The 16,696-nt window shown below is 35.1% G+C and carries 16 protein-coding genes and 1 tRNA gene; 7 read left to right on the top strand and 10 right to left on the bottom strand.

What is annotated here, in order from left to right; translation table 11 throughout:
- Nucleotides 1–9 precede the first annotated feature (9 nt).
- The 4 genes from ACFSRZ_RS07650 to ACFSRZ_RS07635 all read right to left on the bottom strand — a co-directional run bounded on the left by ACFSRZ_RS07650 (nt 10) and on the right by ACFSRZ_RS07635 (nt 2,641).
- Nucleotides 10–483: a YdeI/OmpD-associated family protein gene (locus ACFSRZ_RS07650; RefSeq protein ID WP_379665950.1), complete on the bottom strand. Its 474-nt coding sequence runs from the start codon at nt 481–483 to the stop codon at nt 10–12.
- Nucleotides 480–962, bottom strand: coding sequence for an ABC transporter ATPase (locus ACFSRZ_RS07645; RefSeq protein WP_379665949.1), 483 nt, complete (start codon nt 960–962; stop codon nt 480–482). Before ACFSRZ_RS07645 ends, ACFSRZ_RS07650 begins: the two co-directional genes overlap by 4 nt.
- Before the next feature lie 75 nt (nt 963–1,037).
- Complete coding sequence (locus ACFSRZ_RS07640) at nt 1,038–1,625, bottom strand: thioredoxin family protein (protein ID WP_379665948.1); 588 nt, start codon at nt 1,623–1,625, stop codon at nt 1,038–1,040.
- A 47-nt stretch (nt 1,626–1,672) separates the two neighbouring features.
- Nucleotides 1,673–2,641, bottom strand: coding sequence for an NAD-dependent epimerase/dehydratase family protein (locus ACFSRZ_RS07635; protein ID WP_379665947.1), 969 nt, complete (start codon nt 2,639–2,641; stop codon nt 1,673–1,675).
- Nucleotides 2,642–2,816: 175 nt separating this feature from the next.
- On the opposite strand from ACFSRZ_RS07635, the gene ACFSRZ_RS07630 reads away from it, so the two are divergent.
- Together ACFSRZ_RS07630 and ACFSRZ_RS07625 are read left to right on the top strand one after the other, a co-directional pair.
- A complete protein-coding gene (locus ACFSRZ_RS07630; protein ID WP_379665946.1) occupies nt 2,817–3,482 on the top strand; it encodes a hypothetical protein in 666 nt (221 codons plus the stop codon).
- On the top strand, nt 3,460–3,996 hold the full coding sequence (locus ACFSRZ_RS07625) for a nuclear transport factor 2 family protein (protein WP_379665945.1): 537 nt from the start codon (nt 3,460–3,462) through the stop codon (nt 3,994–3,996). The genes ACFSRZ_RS07630 and ACFSRZ_RS07625 overlap by 23 nt, the downstream gene beginning before the upstream one ends.
- Here ACFSRZ_RS07625 and ACFSRZ_RS07620 read toward each other — a convergent pair.
- Nucleotides 3,977–4,456 (bottom strand): regulatory protein RecX, encoded by a 480-nt coding sequence (locus tag ACFSRZ_RS07620; protein WP_379665944.1) that lies wholly within the window; start codon nt 4,454–4,456, stop codon nt 3,977–3,979. The two genes, ACFSRZ_RS07625 and ACFSRZ_RS07620, sit on opposite strands and share 20 nt — an antisense overlap.
- Nucleotides 4,457–4,558: 102 nt before the next feature.
- Here ACFSRZ_RS07620 and ACFSRZ_RS07615 point away from each other — a divergent pair, with 102 nt between their 5' ends.
- Entirely contained in the window at nt 4,559–6,763 is a 2,205-nt protein-coding gene (locus ACFSRZ_RS07615; protein ID WP_379665943.1) for a hypothetical protein, read from the top strand.
- Between the two features lie 57 nt (nt 6,764–6,820).
- Here ACFSRZ_RS07615 and ACFSRZ_RS07610 read toward each other — a convergent pair whose 3' ends face one another.
- The 4 genes from ACFSRZ_RS07610 to ACFSRZ_RS07595 are packed head-to-tail and all read right to left on the bottom strand — an operon-like array spanning nt 6,821 to nt 13,437.
- Nucleotides 6,821–10,303, bottom strand: a complete 3,483-nt coding sequence (locus ACFSRZ_RS07610) for an efflux RND transporter permease subunit (RefSeq protein ID WP_379665942.1) — start codon at nt 10,301–10,303, stop codon at nt 6,821–6,823.
- A 3-nt stretch (nt 10,304–10,306) separates the two neighbouring features.
- The gene (locus ACFSRZ_RS07605) at nt 10,307–11,500 is read right to left on the bottom strand and encodes an efflux RND transporter periplasmic adaptor subunit (RefSeq protein WP_379665941.1); all 1,194 of its coding nucleotides are present in this window, start codon (nt 11,498–11,500) and stop codon (nt 10,307–10,309) included.
- A gap of 8 nt (nt 11,501–11,508) precedes the next feature.
- Nucleotides 11,509–12,840 carry a TolC family protein gene (locus ACFSRZ_RS07600; protein WP_379665940.1) on the bottom strand — a complete coding sequence of 444 codons (1,332 nt, stop codon included), beginning with the start codon at nt 12,838–12,840 and terminating at the stop codon, nt 11,509–11,511.
- Between the two features lie 3 nt (nt 12,841–12,843).
- On the bottom strand, nt 12,844–13,437 hold the full coding sequence (locus tag ACFSRZ_RS07595; RefSeq protein ID WP_379665939.1) for a TetR/AcrR family transcriptional regulator: 594 nt from the start codon (nt 13,435–13,437) through the stop codon (nt 12,844–12,846).
- A gap of 129 nt (nt 13,438–13,566) precedes the next feature.
- On the opposite strand from ACFSRZ_RS07595, the gene ACFSRZ_RS07590 reads away from it, so the two are divergent.
- The 3 genes from ACFSRZ_RS07590 (at nt 13,567) to ACFSRZ_RS07580 (ending at nt 14,939) form a co-directional block, all read left to right on the top strand.
- Nucleotides 13,567–14,538: a polyprenyl synthetase family protein gene (locus ACFSRZ_RS07590; protein ID WP_379665938.1), complete on the top strand. Its 972-nt coding sequence runs from the start codon at nt 13,567–13,569 to the stop codon at nt 14,536–14,538.
- Between the two features lie 62 nt (nt 14,539–14,600).
- Nucleotides 14,601–14,674 (top strand) — tRNA-Ile (locus tag ACFSRZ_RS07585).
- Nucleotides 14,675–14,759: 85 nt separating this feature from the next.
- On the top strand, nt 14,760–14,939 hold the full coding sequence (locus ACFSRZ_RS07580; RefSeq protein WP_379665937.1) for a PID-CTERM protein-sorting domain-containing protein: 180 nt from the start codon (nt 14,760–14,762) through the stop codon (nt 14,937–14,939).
- Between the two features lie 2 nt (nt 14,940–14,941).
- On the opposite strand, the gene ACFSRZ_RS07575 is transcribed toward ACFSRZ_RS07580, so the two are convergent.
- Nucleotides 14,942–15,532: a riboflavin synthase gene (locus ACFSRZ_RS07575; protein ID WP_379665936.1), complete on the bottom strand. Its 591-nt coding sequence runs from the start codon at nt 15,530–15,532 to the stop codon at nt 14,942–14,944.
- Between the two features lie 57 nt (nt 15,533–15,589).
- Between ACFSRZ_RS07575 and pdxA the strand changes: the two genes are divergently transcribed.
- A complete protein-coding gene (gene pdxA, locus ACFSRZ_RS07570; protein WP_379665935.1) occupies nt 15,590–16,630 on the top strand; it encodes a 4-hydroxythreonine-4-phosphate dehydrogenase PdxA in 1,041 nt (346 codons plus the stop codon).
- Nucleotides 16,631–16,696 lie beyond the last annotated feature (66 nt).

Genomic DNA, 16,696 nt, shown 5'->3' with positions numbered 1-16,696 from the left:
ATAAGTAGACTACGAGAATCTCTTTTGTAGTTGCTTGATCTTTTCTTGTGTTAAAAAATCTGTGATCCGTTGTATTTGCTTATCAATATTCTTAACTCGGATAATTTGAAATATCAATGTGCGTTTTTTTCCGTCAGTAAATGTATCGTAGATCGCCTTGGCTTCCGGATCTTGTTCTAAGAAGACTTCTAAAACTTCAGGAACATCAACTCCTAATGGGTTTGGGTGTTGGCAAATTTCAAATGCTACCTCATCTCCAACATGCTTTTTTAATTTCTTGAGATTGCTTGCAGAGATCATGATAAGATATGTATCTCCTTGCTTTTTGATTTGGCAAGAATAAGAAACTGTATTGTCTAGCACACACAACAGTCTGGTTTTTTCTTTTTTCTCAAACTCATCAACGATCTTAGAATCCAGATGTACATAATGATGACTACTGGCTACTTTTTGAATGCGTTGTATGAATCTGTACTTTTTCATAAAAATCGATTGTACCAACTCTCGGTAATAGGCACTTCCCAATAGTGCTCTAACTCTTCTTTGGTTTGAATCAAGTTATCGAACACAATGGTTTTGCTGGACACAGACTTGCTCTTTAATAGTTTTTTGAACTCCTTAATTTCTTTGTACTGAACATACTCTCCTTGCTTGAAACACACGTTCATTTTGTCCAAAAGCTCTAGCTCATATTCTGTTTGCAGTTGTAAAATAAAACCTACCAGCGTATCTATATCTTGATTGGTCAATTTTCCATCTTCATCTTCTGCCAACACAATGATAAATCGATTGTATAAAAATTGGTAAGAGGCTTTAAAATCTGCGTCATCACTTTTCCATTCCGACACAAAAGTTTTCACCTTTTCTTCTACGGTTTCTAGTTCTTCTTTATAGAATTTTCTACTGGCCGGATATATCCATACTTTGGCTGTTTCCGAAAGTGATTCAAACGATACAAGCATGGCGCAAATATACACAAAAGAAAAACCCTTAAGTTCATCACTTAAGGGTTACATTGCATTTAATAACATCTAATTCTACAGCAATTTCAGCATATCTTCTTGGGTGTTCTTCCCTTTGTCTTTGTTGTACCAAACTTGAAGATCTTTTTTGAAATCTGCATCTAACTGACCATGTTCTTTCTTGTAATCTTCAACCATCTGAGTAGGAATAGAAGGTCTTGGACCCCATGAATCAATTACCTCATGATCTTTGTTTAAAGCGATCAGTTTTGGAATTGATTTTCCTCCATTAGTTAAAAATCGATTCATCAGCTCTTCATTCTCATCTCTAAGAATGATCTTAAGGTCAATATTATCACTTTCACTTGCCATCTTATTGATAATAGGCAATGTTTGCGCTGCATCTCCACACCATCCTTCAGTTAAAACCAACCATGTTACCGGTTCTTTTACATCTTTAACAGAAGCAATTGTCTCTTCAGAAAGTCGAATCGTTTTGTCTAAACGTTTCATCCTTCTGTCATTTAATGTGCTGTAATTTAATAATGATTCTGTTTGATGAGGTCCTGTAGATTTTCCTTCTTCTAAAAGACGACTCACCAATGATCTGTACTCCTCGTAAGTAATTCCTTTCTGTAAGCTATTTTCTATAATTTCTTTCATCTAATATTCTCCTTTCGAAAATTTTAGACGCAAAAATATAAATAAACTTACACAGTCTCTAGTTCTTGATTCTTTTGAGCTTGTAGGTTTTTGATAATATCTTGAGTCATTGAACTGATATCAAATTTATGGGACCAATTCCATTCAGTTCTAGCATGAGAATCATCTATACTTTGAGGCCAGCTATCTGCTATCTCTTGTCTGAAGTCGGGCTTATAAGTGATCTCAAAATTTGGAATGTGTTTTTTTATCTCTTCAGACAACTCTTTTGGCGTAAAATCTATAGCCGATAGGTTATACGATGTTCTTATCTTAATGTCTTTTGCATCTGCCTGCATCAATTGAATTGTAGCATCAACGGCATCTTGCATATACATCATAGGCAATCGTGTGTCTTCTCTTAAGAAGCATTCATACGAACCTTGCTCTACAGCTTTAAAGAAAATATCTACAGCATAATCTGTTGTACCTCCTCCCGGCTTCGTTTTCCAACTAATAATACCCGGGTAACGTATACTTCTTACATCAACTCCATATTTTTCATAATAGTAATTGCACCAAAACTCTCCTGATATTTTACTGATTCCATAAACCGTAGATGGTTCCATAATGGTTCTTTGCGGAGTATTTTGTTTTGGAGTTGTAGGCCCAAACGCTGCAATGGAGCTAGGCCAATATACTTGCTTGATGTGTTTTTCTTTGGCAAGATCTAAAACGGCTAACAAAGAGGTCATGTTTAAATCCCATGCTTTTCCCGGGAATTGTTCTCCGGTAGCCGAAAGCAATGCTGCTAATAAATAAACCTGAGTTACTTTGTACTTTTTAATGGTTGCTAAGATGGCTTCTTTGTTGGTAGCATCCAGCATTTCGAAAGGACCGTTAAGTGCTTGATGAAAAATACTTTCTCTTATATCTGATGCTATTACATTGTCATCTCCGTAAATTGATCTTAGCTTTATTGTCAATTCTCCTCCTATTTGTCCTCCTGCACCTAATATAAGTATGGTTTCACTCATTATAAAATTGTGTTTTTCTTAATTTCAAAGGTACTTATTTTCGCTTTTCATAAAAAGAGAATCAATAAAAAACATATCTTTTCATTATTTGTAAAATCTTAAACAAATCTTCTGAGCTAAGCTTGTCGCTGAGTTTCAATGAAATTGTGTACTTTTAGGGCTCTATTTTTACTGCATGAAATATTTTGTTTTTTTTGCTTTTCTAGCGCTTATCGTTTCTTGTCAAAAGAAGGAAACTACTCAGAGTACTGTTGTTGAAAGGTCTGAGCTTAGTGTGACTCAAAAGCACGAGAAAATCAATGATCTCACACCTAAATCTCAAAAGAAAATTGACGATTGGTTAGAATATGAATCCTTGAAGAATTTTCTAGACAGGTTTAATTCTATTTCTCCGAATGAAGCATTGAACAACTCAAAAGAACTAAATGATCTGGTAAAGAGTTTAAGAGATAGTGTAACTCCTAAATTCTTGGAGTCTGATGCTTTTAAAGCTCGAGTAAATCTACTTTTAAATGAATCTATGAGATTATATGATATGTCTTCTATCTCATCTATCAAAGCAACCGAAGTAAATGCTCAAGTAGAAAAATTGCTCTTGGCATTTTCATCTATAAATTCAAAGATCAATACCGTTGTAAAACAAGCCGATTTAGATGATGAAGTAAATGATCCGAAATTTTCTACCGAATTTAAAAGAACTGATTCTATTCCAAACGAATCTGAACATCCAAAAGTTATTAAACCTCAAGAGCTCAAAAGAAAACAAAAGAAACTTCCTCAAAAGAATAGTTTGCGGAGATCCAATAAAAACAAGAAAAATGAAAGCAAAAAAGAAAATTAAACAACTATCCTTTCTCATAGCGGCATTTGTACTTTTTTCCTGTAATGTAAAAAGTCCTGCTAAAACGGATGCTGAAAAAGAAGCTATTTCTACTCAAGTAAACACGTTTTTAGATCAATGGCACTTGGCTGCTTCTGAAGCTGATTTTGATGGTTATTTTAATAAGATGGATAGCCTTTCTATTTTTATTGGAACTGATGCTACAGAGAACTGGAACAAAAGTGAATTTGTAGCTTTTAGCAAGCCTTATTTTGATAGAGGTAGAGCTTGGAGTTTTACAGCTATTGATAGAAACACCTACATGAATAATGATGCTTCTTTTATTTGGTTTGATGAATTGTTATCTACTTGGATGGGGCTTTGCAGAGGATCGGGAGTTCTTCAAAAAAAAGGAGATGAGTTTACATTAAAACACTATGTATTATCTGTGACAGTACCTAATGATGATATTCAAAAGCTCATTGATGTGAAAAAAGAAACAGATTCTATTATAGCTAAGACTTTTGAGAAATAACATCTTTGATCACTTCTTGTATCAAATCAGACTCGTAGCCTTTTCTGTATAAGTGCTGATATAGTTTTTGCTTTTTTAAATATGCGTTCTTCTCTTTGATCGCTCTTTCTTTTATTTCAGCTACTTTGTATAAGGTAGACATGTATTCATCTGTACCGATCTCTTTTAATGCCGATTTGATATTATACTCTGTAATATCTCTGTACTTTAACTCTTGAACGATTCTTTTTCTTCCCCATTGTTTTATTCGGAACTTCCCTCTGGCAAAGCTTTTTGCAAAGCGTTCTTCGTTTAAAAAATCGTGTTGCATCAAATGCAGTAAGATCATTTCCCTTGCTTCTGGAATCAAACGGAACTCAGAAAGTTTCTTCTCTACTTCTTGATGACATCGATCTTGGTAAGCGCAGTAGTACTCTAACTTCTTCTTAATCTCATCTACTGTAAAAACACTTCTTTTCATCGAGTACAATTTAAAAAAGAGAGCATTATAAAAATATACTTTTTTTAAAAAAATAGATTTTGTACCTTGGTAGGTACTTCCCCACCCTTTAAATTTAAGATTATGAGGTTTTTACCCTTTTTACTTTTTGCTCTTATAGGAGCATGTAAAGTATTCTCGCAAACAACTCTTTCTGCTGGGGATATTGCAATTTTACAGTACAATGCCGATGGAGCTACTGAAACTATTAAGTTTATAGCTCTCACAAGCATGGAAAACGGAACATCCATTAACTTTACTGACAATGGCTGGAGAAGTAACAATACTTTTAGATCCAATGAAGGCATAGACACTTGGACCGCAACAGGAAACATTTCTTGTGGAGACATCATAACCTTTACTTTTACTAATGTAGCATTAGGTGTAAATGGAGATCAAATTTTAGCTTACCAAGGATCTGCAGCCACGCCAACGTTCATTTTTGCCATTAATAATGAAGGCTCAGCTGTATGGCAATCTACAGCTTCCAATGCTAGAACCTCGGCTCTGCCTACTGGTTTGACAAATGGAACAAACGCTATTGCTATTACAGAGATTGACAATGCAATGTATGACAGCTCAACATTAACTGGAACCAGAAGTGCTATTCTGAGCGCCATATGCACCAATGCCAATTGGGGAGGCTCCAACACTGTTGTCCAAGATTTTACCAGTACATTTACTTCAGAGATCACATGGACTACTTCTTGGAATGGAACCGGGAACCCTAGTGATTATTTTACAGGCGTTATAGATGGAGATTATGATACTTCTACTGACGGGAACTTTAGCGTTTGTGAATGTCAGATTAATGCATCAAGAACCGTAACTGTTAATTCTGGAGGTACCATAACCATCGAGAATGGAATTGTCAATAACGGTGATTTAATTATCAATAGTGGAGGGTCGTTGGTTCAAGAAACATCGGATGGTTTAAATACTGGAGCAAATTACACCGTTGAAAGAATTTCTACATCCCAGCAAGAAGAGGGTGATTATACTTTTTGGTCTACACCTTTATCTTCTTCTACATTGGCTGAAGTAGCCAATGCTCAATTATATTTTTCTTTTAATGCTACCACACAAAATTTTGTTAGTGCCACCTCTGCCACATCTATGTCTGTAGGAACTGGCTATGCTATTATTGGAGACACTGGAGCCAGTTACCCCGGAACTTATACAGCTTCTTTTACCGGCGGTGTTCCTAACAATGGTAACATAGATGTAACTCTTGGTTTTTCTAACGATGCTGACGATACTAACGATTGGAACTTAATAGGAAACCCTTATGCTTCTGCTATTGATGCCGACACTTTTTTAAATGATAATTCTTCAACAATTGGAGGAACAATTTACTTCTGGACTCACAATACCGAAGATAGTGCAGGAAACAACACTCAAGATGATTATGCAATGTATAATACTACCGGAGGAACTGCAGCTGTTAGTGGTGGGGTAACCCCAGATGGAAATATTGCTTCAGGTCAAGGTTTTTTTGCACAAGCTATTGCTTCAAGCAATGTTTCATTTACCAATAGCATGAGAATTTCCGGAAATAACAATAGCTTCTTTAGGGGACCTACTCCTGTTAAACCGGGCTTAAAAAAGGACAATATCTGGCTAAACCTTTCTTCTGAATCTACCTTTAATCAAATTTTAATTGGATTTTTAAAAGGAGCTACAAATGGTCCGGATTCTAAATATGATGGTAAACGTTTTGTAGGAAATTTATCTGCCAACTTCTATTCACTCATAAAAGAAGGAGTGTATGGTATTCAAGGGAAACCTCCTATAAGAAAAGAGGAGACTATCTCTTTAGGGTATGATTCTTCTTTTGCAGGTAGTTTTACAATTTCCATAGATCATATTATTGGAGATAACCTCCCTAATTCTGAGATTATTTTATTTGACAAGGATGAAAATATACATCATAACCTAAAAGACGGGAGCTATACTTTTTATTCTAACATAGGTACATTTAAAGAGCGATTTGAGTTATTAATTAATTCTAAAATCAAAAAGCCAAAAATCAAAACAACCGACGTTACTGCTTATAAAAACGGAAGCGACATCATAATATCTCCTTTATCAATACCTAACATCTATGTTAAAAGTGTAACTGTTCATGATCTATATTCAGTTTATTTAGGGTCTAAAAACCACTTAGATGTTATCGAAAGTGAAACTCATTCCATCTCTATTAAAAGATCAAATTCTCCTTTATTACTGGTGGAGATTCAATTAACGAACGGACAAATTCTTAAAAAGAAGATTCTGAACTTATACTAAAAAAGGGTTGCAGATATAAAATCCACAACCCTTAGGTTACATTATAGAAGGGGGGCGTTATGCCATTTTAACTCTTAACCACATTTTGAACTTCGTGATTAAGAAGAATAATATTGGTACTACAATTAATGTTAGGAAAGTAGCGATCAATAATCCGTAGATTACTGTCCATGCTAATGGTCCCCAGAAGATCACGTTGTCTCCTCCTACGTAGATATGCGCATCAAATTCGCTTACCAACGTAAAGAAGTTAATGTTTAATCCGGTTGCCAATGGAATCAATCCTAAAATGGTTGTGATTGCCGTTAACAATACAGGACGTAAACGTGCTTTTCCTCCTCTGATGATTGCTGCACTTAATGTTTGAATATCTACATAATCATTCTCATCTACATTTTGCTCTACCTTCTTTCTATCAATCAACAGCTGTGTATAATCTAACAGTACCACACCATTGTTTACTACAATTCCTGCCAATGAGATGATACCCATCATAGTCATCATAATTACAAACGAAGATCCTGTTGCTACAATTCCTCCAAATACTCCAATCAAACTCAAGAAGATCGCCAACATGATGATTCCGGGTTTAGAAACTGAGTTGAACTGGAAGATCAAAATAAAGAAGATTAATGCCAACCCTGTAAAGAAAGCTCCCATTAAGAAATTCATCTGCTTGGTTTGCTCTTCGATCTCTCCAGTATAATCTACTTTTACTGTAGATGGAAGGTCTGGATAACTCTCCATTTCTTTTTGGATTTGAGTTACAATAGCTGCTGCATTTCCTCCCGGAGCCAGTGCAGAGTACAACAATACAACTCTTTTTACTCCATCATGCTTAATGGCGCTAAATCCTGAATTGTTGCTCTTCTTAGCGATGGCAGAAATAGGAATCTCTTTTGTTTGCCCTGAATTTTGATCTTTGAACGTAATTCGTTGCTCGAAAATAGCGCTCGTATTGTATTTATCCTCTTTGTTAAAGCGTACGTAAATATCATAATCGTCACCATCTTCTTTGTAAATACCTGCTTTGGATCCAAAAACTGCGTTACGCAATTGCTGTCCTACCTGTCCGGTACTAACTCCTAACTCTCCTGCTTTCTTTCTATCTACTTCAACCAACATTGCTGGTTTCGCTTTGTTCACATCGATCTTTAATTCATCGATTCCAGGAATATTTTTAGAATTGATATAGTCTCTCATTTTTTGAGCAGTTACGATCAATTCATCATAATCTTTTCCTTCTAACTGTACACTAATTGGATATCCTGCCGGTGGTCCTACAGCATCTTTTTCTACTGAGATAGAAACTCCCGGATATACATCTTTTAATGCTTCCTGTACTTTTGCTTGTAATTCTTTAGATTCAGCTCCTCTACGGTATTTAAACTCTCGCATGGTAGCTGTGATCTTTCCTTTGTGAGGCATCTCTGCAGCCGAACCTCCATCAGTTTGAGGGTTTCCTGCTCCGGCACCAACTTGAGATACTGCACTTTCTACCAAGAAATTGTATCCGTTGTCTACATACTCAGGCGAATTTAAAACAGCATATACTCTGTCTTCAACTTGCTTTGTGATCTCATTGGTCTTTTCAATATCGGTTCCTTCAGGGTATTCGATATACACAATAATCTGGTTTGGATCATTGTCAGGGAAGAATTCTACTTTGGTTCTTTGACTTGCTACTGAAGCTCCAAATCCTCCAAAAGCAATGAATAATAAAACAAATGTAGAGATTACGATCAATCCTGGTCTCCAACCTTTTAAAGCTGCAGTAATCGCTTTTTCATAAAAACGTTCCCATTTTGGTAAAATTCTGTTCTGGAATCCATTTGCCAATGGTCTTAATCCTAAACGATAGATCCAAAGCATAATGGCTGTAAATACCATGATTGTTCCTAATGCTCTGTAGGCTCCTCCAAAGATCAAAATGATGATTCCGAAGATTGCCATGATCACAGTTAGTTTAACAATTCTATTTAATGGCATATTCTTATCTTCCGTACTCATGAATTGTGATACCATTACCGAGTTAAAGAAGATCGCTACGAATAGAGATGATCCTAATACTACAGATAACGTTACCGGGAAGTAGATCATAAACTGCCCCATTACTCCAGGCCACAATCCTAACGGTACGAAGGCCGCTACTGTTGTTGCTGTAGAAATGATAATTGGGAATGCAATTTCTCCAATTCCTTTCTTTGCTGCTTCAATTCGAGACATTCCTTCTTCATCCATCAAACGATAGACGTTTTCAACAACCACAATTCCGTTATCCACCAGCATTCCAAGTCCCATAATCAATCCAAACAGAATCATTGTATTCATGGTGTATCCCATAGCGTTCAAGATCATTAAAGACATGAACATAGACATTGGGATTGCAAATCCTACGAATAAGGCGTTCTTAAATCCTAAGAAGAACATTAGTACGGTAACTACCAAGATTACCCCGAAGATGATGTTGTTTACCAAGTCATCAACCTGACCAATAGTTTTAGAAGATTGATCGTTAGAAATAGTTACTTTTAAGTTGGCAGGGAATACATTCTCTTTGGTTTCTTTTACGATCTTTTGAATTTTCTCTGCTGCTTCCACCATGTTTTGCCCCGATCTTTTCTTAACATCCAGCATCACTACAGGAGCTCCGCCTTTCTGAATTGAATCGTATTCACGAGCATAGGTAGTTTTCTCTTTATCTTTAAAAAAGACCTCTGCTATATCTTTTAGGTAGATAGAGTTTCCTTTTTCAGATTTTACTACAAAATTCTCTAGTTGATGAGGATCATCGATCTCTCCTATAATTCGAATGGTTCTTCTTTGTCCACTAGCAATCAAATTACCGGCAGACATGGTTGTATTTCCGTTTTTAATGGAATTAATAACATCATTAAAGTTCACCTGAGCAGCCATCATCTTATAGATATCTACTGCTACTTCTACTTCTTTATCTTGAGCTCCACGAATATCTACTTTCTTGATCTCTTGCAAATCTTCAATCTCATCTTGAAGGTATTCTCCGAATTCTTTTAATTTGTCTACAGGATAATCTCCACTAATATTAATATTAAGGATTGGCATTTCCTCAGACAAACTCAATTCAAAAATATTTGGATCTACTTTTGCGTTGTTAAAGGTAGGCCAGTCTTCACTCGAAGTTTCAGAATCTACCTCATCTTTTACTTTTTGCTTTGCTTCTCCTACACTTATTTTTTCATCAAACTCAACAATGATCATTGAGTAATCTTCTTGAGAAGTTGATGTAATATCGATAACTCCACTTAAAGTTTTTAGTTTGTCTTCCAGTGGATCGGTAATCAATTTCTCTACATCTTCAGCTGTGTTCCCCGGGTATAAGGAGCTGATGTAGATCTTGGTCTCACGTATTTCAGGGAAGTTCTCTCTTGGCATGCTTAAAAAAGCAGACAATCCCAAGAAGAAGATCACAACCATCAATACATAAATGGTGGTCTTGTTATTAATTGCCCAAGACGAAAGACCAAATTCTTTATTTACTTTCTTTTGTTGATCAGTCATGGTTTATTTCTTTTTTTCTTCGGTAGTAATTTTTACCTCTTGGTTGTTTTTTACAGTACGTGCTCCTGCATCGATGATTTGATCTCCTACATTGATTCCTTCTAATACTTCGATATCATCTCCTTGAGTTTTTCCTACCTTGATAATCTTTTGAACAGCTTTTCCGTAAGTAACGTTTCCTTTCTTTTGAATTCCTGTTACAGCATATACATACTGTTGTCCTTGAGCATTTTCAGAAATAATACTCAATGGAATTAAAATAGCATCATCATTTGTATAATCGTTAATTTTTAATCTGGCTGTCAGATTAGGTTTAACGTTCTTGCTATTGCTTGGTACAGGTATTTCAACTTTGAAAGTTCTGTTTGCCGGATTGATAAAGTTTCCTGCTTGTCTGATCTTAGAATCTACAGTTGTTCCTAAAATTGGAAAGTTGATTACAACTTCTTTTCCTTTGGTAATACTTTTTACGTATGTTTCTGGAACATCTGTTTGGATGTACATATTGTTTAAGTTCACAATTCTGAAAACTTCTGCTCCTTGACCCGGTGCTACAATTGTTCCTTCTTCTTTGATCACGTCATCGATTACTCCGTCAAAAGGTGCTGTGATTTTTGCTTTGTCTAATTGCTTCTTCAATTGCTCAACAGCATTTTTCTTAGCTAAATAATCTGTCTTTGTTTGAAGGTATTGAATCTCAGAACCGATCTTTTGATCCCATAGTCTCTTTTGACGCTCATAAGTAGTTTTTGCCAACTCAGCTGTAGCTTCTGTTTGTGCTAACTGTTGTTGCAATCCTCCGTCATCAATAGTTGCTAAAAGATCTCCTTTTGCTACTCTTTGCCCTTCGGTTACATATACTTTTTGTAATAAGCCACCCATTTCAGGATAGATCAATACGTTTTGTTTTGTCATTACATTTCCCTGTAATTCCAAGTAATGTGTAAATACAGATTGCTTTGCCGGGAATGTTGTAATTAACGGTATGTTTTTATCTGGATTTAATTCCTCCAACTTTTCGTTCAACTGCTTGATCTGTGCAGCAAGTTCTTGCTGTTTTGTATCTAATTCGGTCTTCTTAGCCTGAATTACTTTTACATCTTTAGAGTTTAATACTTCGTCTAAAGAACCTGTTTCGTTTTTCCCACATGAAACTAACACTAGTGTCATGATGAATATTGAATAGATCTTTCTCATTTGGATAGTTATTTTACTGGGATGTTTAATGCGTTTTCTAATGCTGCTTTTTTAGCAATCACATCTAACATAGATTGGATAAATGTTTGTTGTTGGCTATATAATTGATTTTGAGCCTGAGTTAAATCGAAGCTTGTAGATAAACCTTCAAAGAATTTGATTCGTTGCTTCTTTTCAATTCTTTCTGCTAAATTCAAGTTCTTCTTAGCTGTCTGATAATCTTCTATACTTAACTGATAATCGCTCTTTGCTCTTTTTGCCTGTAAGCTTAATTTTTCTTCCGTTTCTTTTAATCGAATGTCTGCGACCTCAAGATCAATTTTTGCTCTTTGTGTCTTAGCACTTCTTCCAAAGCTACTAAAGATTGGTACCTTTAAACTTACCCCTAATAGAGAGTAGTTGAACCATTCTTGGTTTCCGTTGAAGAAAGAAAATGAATCTGAGTTTGCCTGACTTCCGTAGTTTACAAAAGCATTAAGTGTTGGTAACGCTTTACTTTTCTCTAACTGCATTAATAAACGTTTCGATTCTCTATCGTTCTCCGCGATCTTATAATCTATATGATCGTTTAAGTTGAACGATTGACTAATTAATCCAAAGTCTATATTTGTTTCAGTTAAAGAATCTAAGTTGTCTGTTAAAGTCAACTCAGTGTCGATATCATTTCCTAAAGTAACATTCAACATTTGGTAAGCAATTACTTTCAAACGTTTCAAGCTGTTTAATTGACTCTTGATATTTCCTAAAGTGATTTCCAATTGCTCTACATCTTCTTCTTCGTTTAATCCGTTTTCGAAGATCTTCTTGGCATCATTAAAGTTCTTTTCAAGAATTTTCTCGTTATTTTCAAAGATCTCAATGCTCTTTTCTGTAACTAAAACATTACCATAAGCATTAATTACTGCTTCTCTTGTTAAGAGCTCAGTTTTCTCTTTAGCCTGCTGAGAAATTTTTAAAAAAGTTCTGGCAGATTGTAATCCTACGATATAAGAACCATCAAATATTAACTGCCTTAATGTTACAGCAGCATTTACATTTTGCTTGGTCCCGAAAGTAAACTCTTCATTTATACCATCTCCATTGGTATCAAAAAGGGTTACCTGTTGTTTTAACCAGTGTTGATAATCAACAGTTGCCTCTATTTGAGGTAGCCCGATAGTGGTTGTTTCCCACTTTTGTTGTTTAGCCGACTCAATATCCCTTTGAGCGACTTTGTTATCATAACTATTCTTAATAGCAAAATCTATAGCTTCTTGTAAAGATAAAGTCATTGAAGACTCTTGTGCCTCTACAGAAATTCCTAGAAAAATAGCAGTAATAATTACTAGATACTTTTTCATTTATTAATTGTTGGTGTATAATTGGTTTTCTAATTCTTCTATTCCTTTTTTAGTTGCAATGGCTCTTGTGTGATAAACCAACGCCTCTTTTTCCAATTCCGGAATTTTATGGTTCTCGATAGGGGAATCATGTATGCTAAACACTAAAGAAAAGTAGAACTGTGTATACAACTCTACTTTTATTTCTTCTCTATAAAACCCTTCTTGAATACCTCTTTCCAAATTGGATCTCAAGCATTCTGAAAAAGCAACCATTTCTTTCTTCATTACTTTTTCGTGAATCTTGGGATAGTACTTTCTTAATTGATAAATAGGGGATGATGATGCTGTTTTAAACATTTCCTTAAACATCTTCTTAATCTCAAAGTTTTCTTTGATAGGGTTGTAACCTTGTGAAATTACCGCGTTTACCATCATTAAACATGACTCATGTAAACCCACAGTAGCTTCCTCAACCAAAGCTAGCTTGTTATCAAAGTACTTGTAAAGTGTCTTTTTAGAAATTGCTAATTCTGAAGCAATATCATCCATTGTAACGCTTTTATACCCTAAGGTTAAAAACATTTCTCTGGCTTTTTCTAAAATTTTATCTCTCATAATCGGGGGCAAATTTACGAAAGGAAACTTTAGAAACCAAAAAAGTTTCCAAAGTATTAGTTAATTTTTAACATTCTTAACTTACTGTAAAATTGCAATCGCTTATTTTTACCAAAATTTTACAATACATTGGATTTAACATCTTATCAGAAAGAGTTTTTAAGTTACCTTGAAAACATCAACTGGGTGAAAGAGCCTGAGAATCTATACAAGCCTATAGATTATATTTTACAACTGTCCGGTAAACGTATACGACCGATCTTAACCTTAATGGCTGCCGATATTCTTTCTGGCGATTTTAAAAAAGCACTACCGGCCGCTTTAGCTGTTGAAGTTTTTCACAACTTTACATTGGTTCATGATGATATTATGGATGAAGCCCCTTTAAGAAGAGGGAAAGAAACGGTGCATCAGAAATGGGATTTAAACACAGGAATACTTTCCGGAGATGCAATGCTTATCTTAGCGTATCAATATTTCGAGAATTACGAGCCTCTCATTTTTCAAAGATTAGCTAAGCTTTTTAGTAAGACAGCTCTGGAAGTTTGTGATGGACAGCAATTGGATATTGATTTTGAAACAAGAAACGATGTTACCATTGAAGAGTATATTAATATGATACGCTTAAAGACTTCTGTTCTTGTTGCAGCAGCCCTTAAAATGGGAGCCATTGTTGCTGAAGCTTCAGAGGAGGATGCAGATCGTTTGTATGAGTATGGATTAAATTTAGGACTTGCTTTTCAATTGCAAGATGATTATTTAGATACTTTTGGAAACCCTGAAACCTTTGGAAAACAAGTAGGTGGAGATATTATTGAGAATAAAAAGACCTATTTATATTTAAAAGCTCTTGAATTATCCAACGAAGAAGATCAACAGAAATTAGAATATTTTTACAATCAAAAATTAGAAGATAATTCAATAAAAATAGAAGAAGTAAAGAGGATTTTTGAAAGGAATGACATCCCTTCTTTAATACAAAAACTAATAGAAGACTACACCAAATCTTCTTTCTCTATCTTAGAAGAAATGAACATAAGTTCTGAAAGTAAACAGAATTTAAAAGACTTTGGAACTTTTCTTATGGCAAGAAACAAATAATTTATTTCTAGAAACTCTGTTAAGATTTCTAAAAAGTTGTTACATTTGCCAACCAATTAGCAGGACCCATAGCTCAGCTGGTTAGAGCACCTGACTCATAATCAGGGGGTCGAAGGTTCGAGCCCTTCTGGGTCCACTAATTTTTTGTTTGCTGGTGTTGATTTAAAGATTATATTTACACCATAAGAATAATTTCTAATTTTAATCTGGGGGGATATAAAATGGAGAAAAAAAGATTAATTACACTAGTAATTGTTATTTGCTGTTCCTTTGTTGCGAATAGCCAAGCCGTTCCCCCTCCAATTCCTCCCCCACCACCTCCGGGGTTGCCAATTGATGGAGGAGCACTCTTTTTACTTGCAGCAGGTATTTTTTACGGTATTAAAAAAGTAAGAGACTAAGCTTATTCTTTTAAGCCTTGGAGTCTGGTTACGTACTTACCAATCACATCAAATTCTAAATTTACAGTATCTCCTTCTTTCAGATATTTGAATGTTGTATTCTCTAAAGTATAAGGAATAATTGCAACGCTAAAGCCGTTTTTCGTAGAATCTACAACAGTTAAACTAACACCATTAATCGTAATAGACCCTTTCTCTATAGTAATATTATGCAAACTAGGATCGTAAACAAACGTATAATATGTACTTCCGTCTGCATCTTTAACCTCTACACAAGTCCCTGTTTGATCGACGTGCCCTTGAACGATGTGTCCGTCTAAACGGTCTCCCAGCTTCATTCCACGTTCCAAATTCACATACTCATCAACTGTCAGGTTTCCTATGTTTGTTTTCTCAATCGTTTCTTTTATTGCAGTAACAGTGTATTGAGAATCTTGAATGTCTACAACAGTCAAACAAACTCCATTGTGTGAAACACTTTGATCGATTTTAAGTTCATCTGTAAAACTACTCTCAATGGTTAGGTGTAGGTTTTCTTTCTCCTTTTCAATTCTTTTAACGAGTCCTAAAGTCTCAACGATTCCGGTAAACATGTATATAAAATTAATTACTTTTGCTGTGTACAAAAGTAGGAATATTACAATTGAGATATGAGTAAAGCGCAGAAAATAGTTGTTGGAATTTCAATAGGAGATATCAATGGTGTTGGGATAGAAGTAATTCTAAAAACCTTTGAAGATAAGAGAATGTTAGATTTTTGTACCCCGGTACTTTTTGGTTCTTCCAAAACGATCTCTATTCATAAAAAGATCTTAGGTGTCGAAACCAATGTACAAGGCATTCGCTCTCTCGATGCAATTGTTCATGGTAAAATAAATCTTCTGAACATTTGGAAAGAAGAAGCTTCTGTTCAGATAGGAAAGGCAACCAAACAGGGAGGAAACTACGCATTTCAATCTTTAGATAAAGCTGTAAAAGCCTTACAAGAAGATGCTATTGATGTATTAGTAACCGCTCCTATTAATAAAGAAACAATACAGTCTGAAGATTTTCCTTTTTCAGGACATACAGAATTTCTTGAAAGTCATCTAGAAGGAGATAGTTTGATGATCTTAATGAACGATGCTCTAAGAATTGGTTTGATCACGGGGCATATTCCTGTAGCTAAAGTAGCTGAAACCATTACTCCAGAACTCATTGAGAAAAAAGTATCAATTCTTCAACAGTCTTTGGTGAGAGATTTCAACATCAACAAACCTAAAATAGCCATACTAGGATTGAATCCTCACTCAGGAGATAATGGAGTTATAGGAAAAGAAGAGGAAGAAGTTATCAAACCTACAATACAAAAGATCAAAGATGATACAGGTTGGATGATCTTTGGTCCTTATGCTGCAGATGGTTTCTTTGGATCAGGAACTTATAAGCAATTTGACGGAGTGTTGGCCATGTATCACGATCAAGGGCTAGCGCCTTTTAAAGCACTATCTTTTGGAAACGGTGTGAACTATACCGCCGGTTTAAATAAAATACGAACTTCTCCGGATCACGGTACTGCATTTGATATTGCGGGAAAAGGAAAAGCCAATGCCGATTCTTTCAAGGAAGCTCTTTTTACAGCAATAAAAGTTCACCAAAACAGAAGTGAATATAAAGAACTCACTAAAAATGTTTTAACTGCGAAATCATAACAACGTATTAATAACATTTATTTAGTTGTTTATTAAAACATTTTATTATCTTTGCACGCTCAAATT

Origin of the sequence: Pseudotenacibaculum haliotis, assembly GCF_042684245.1 — a bacterium.
Lineage (GTDB): Bacteria > Bacteroidota > Bacteroidia > Flavobacteriales > Flavobacteriaceae > Polaribacter > Polaribacter haliotis_A.
Note: the sequence above shows the minus strand (reverse complement) of the source record. Positions and strands in the feature narration are given on the sequence as shown.

Coding starts and splice junctions, on each gene's coding strand:
- ACFSRZ_RS07650 (WP_379665950.1), bottom strand. CDS start 483: ATGAAAAAGTACAGATTCATACAACGCATTCAAAAAGTAGCCAGTAGT.
- ACFSRZ_RS07645 (WP_379665949.1), bottom strand. CDS start 962: ATGCTTGTATCGTTTGAATCACTTTCGGAAACAGCCAAAGTATGGATA.
- ACFSRZ_RS07640 (WP_379665948.1), bottom strand. CDS start 1,625: ATGAAAGAAATTATAGAAAATAGCTTACAGAAAGGAATTACTTACGAG.
- ACFSRZ_RS07635 (WP_379665947.1), bottom strand. CDS start 2,641: ATGAGTGAAACCATACTTATATTAGGTGCAGGAGGACAAATAGGAGGA.
- ACFSRZ_RS07630 (WP_379665946.1), top strand. CDS start 2,817: ATGAAATATTTTGTTTTTTTTGCTTTTCTAGCGCTTATCGTTTCTTGT.
- ACFSRZ_RS07625 (WP_379665945.1), top strand. CDS start 3,460: ATGAAAGCAAAAAAGAAAATTAAACAACTATCCTTTCTCATAGCGGCA.
- ACFSRZ_RS07620 (WP_379665944.1), bottom strand. CDS start 4,456: ATGAAAAGAAGTGTTTTTACAGTAGATGAGATTAAGAAGAAGTTAGAG.
- ACFSRZ_RS07615 (WP_379665943.1), top strand. CDS start 4,559: ATGAGGTTTTTACCCTTTTTACTTTTTGCTCTTATAGGAGCATGTAAA.
- ACFSRZ_RS07610 (WP_379665942.1), bottom strand. CDS start 10,303: ATGACTGATCAACAAAAGAAAGTAAATAAAGAATTTGGTCTTTCGTCT.
- ACFSRZ_RS07605 (WP_379665941.1), bottom strand. CDS start 11,500: ATGAGAAAGATCTATTCAATATTCATCATGACACTAGTGTTAGTTTCA.
- ACFSRZ_RS07600 (WP_379665940.1), bottom strand. CDS start 12,840: ATGAAAAAGTATCTAGTAATTATTACTGCTATTTTTCTAGGAATTTCT.
- ACFSRZ_RS07595 (WP_379665939.1), bottom strand. CDS start 13,437: ATGAGAGATAAAATTTTAGAAAAAGCCAGAGAAATGTTTTTAACCTTA.
- ACFSRZ_RS07580 (WP_379665937.1), top strand. CDS start 14,760: ATGGAGAAAAAAAGATTAATTACACTAGTAATTGTTATTTGCTGTTCC.
- ACFSRZ_RS07575 (WP_379665936.1), bottom strand. CDS start 15,532: ATGTTTACCGGAATCGTTGAGACTTTAGGACTCGTTAAAAGAATTGAA.
- pdxA (WP_379665935.1), top strand. CDS start 15,590: ATGAGTAAAGCGCAGAAAATAGTTGTTGGAATTTCAATAGGAGATATC.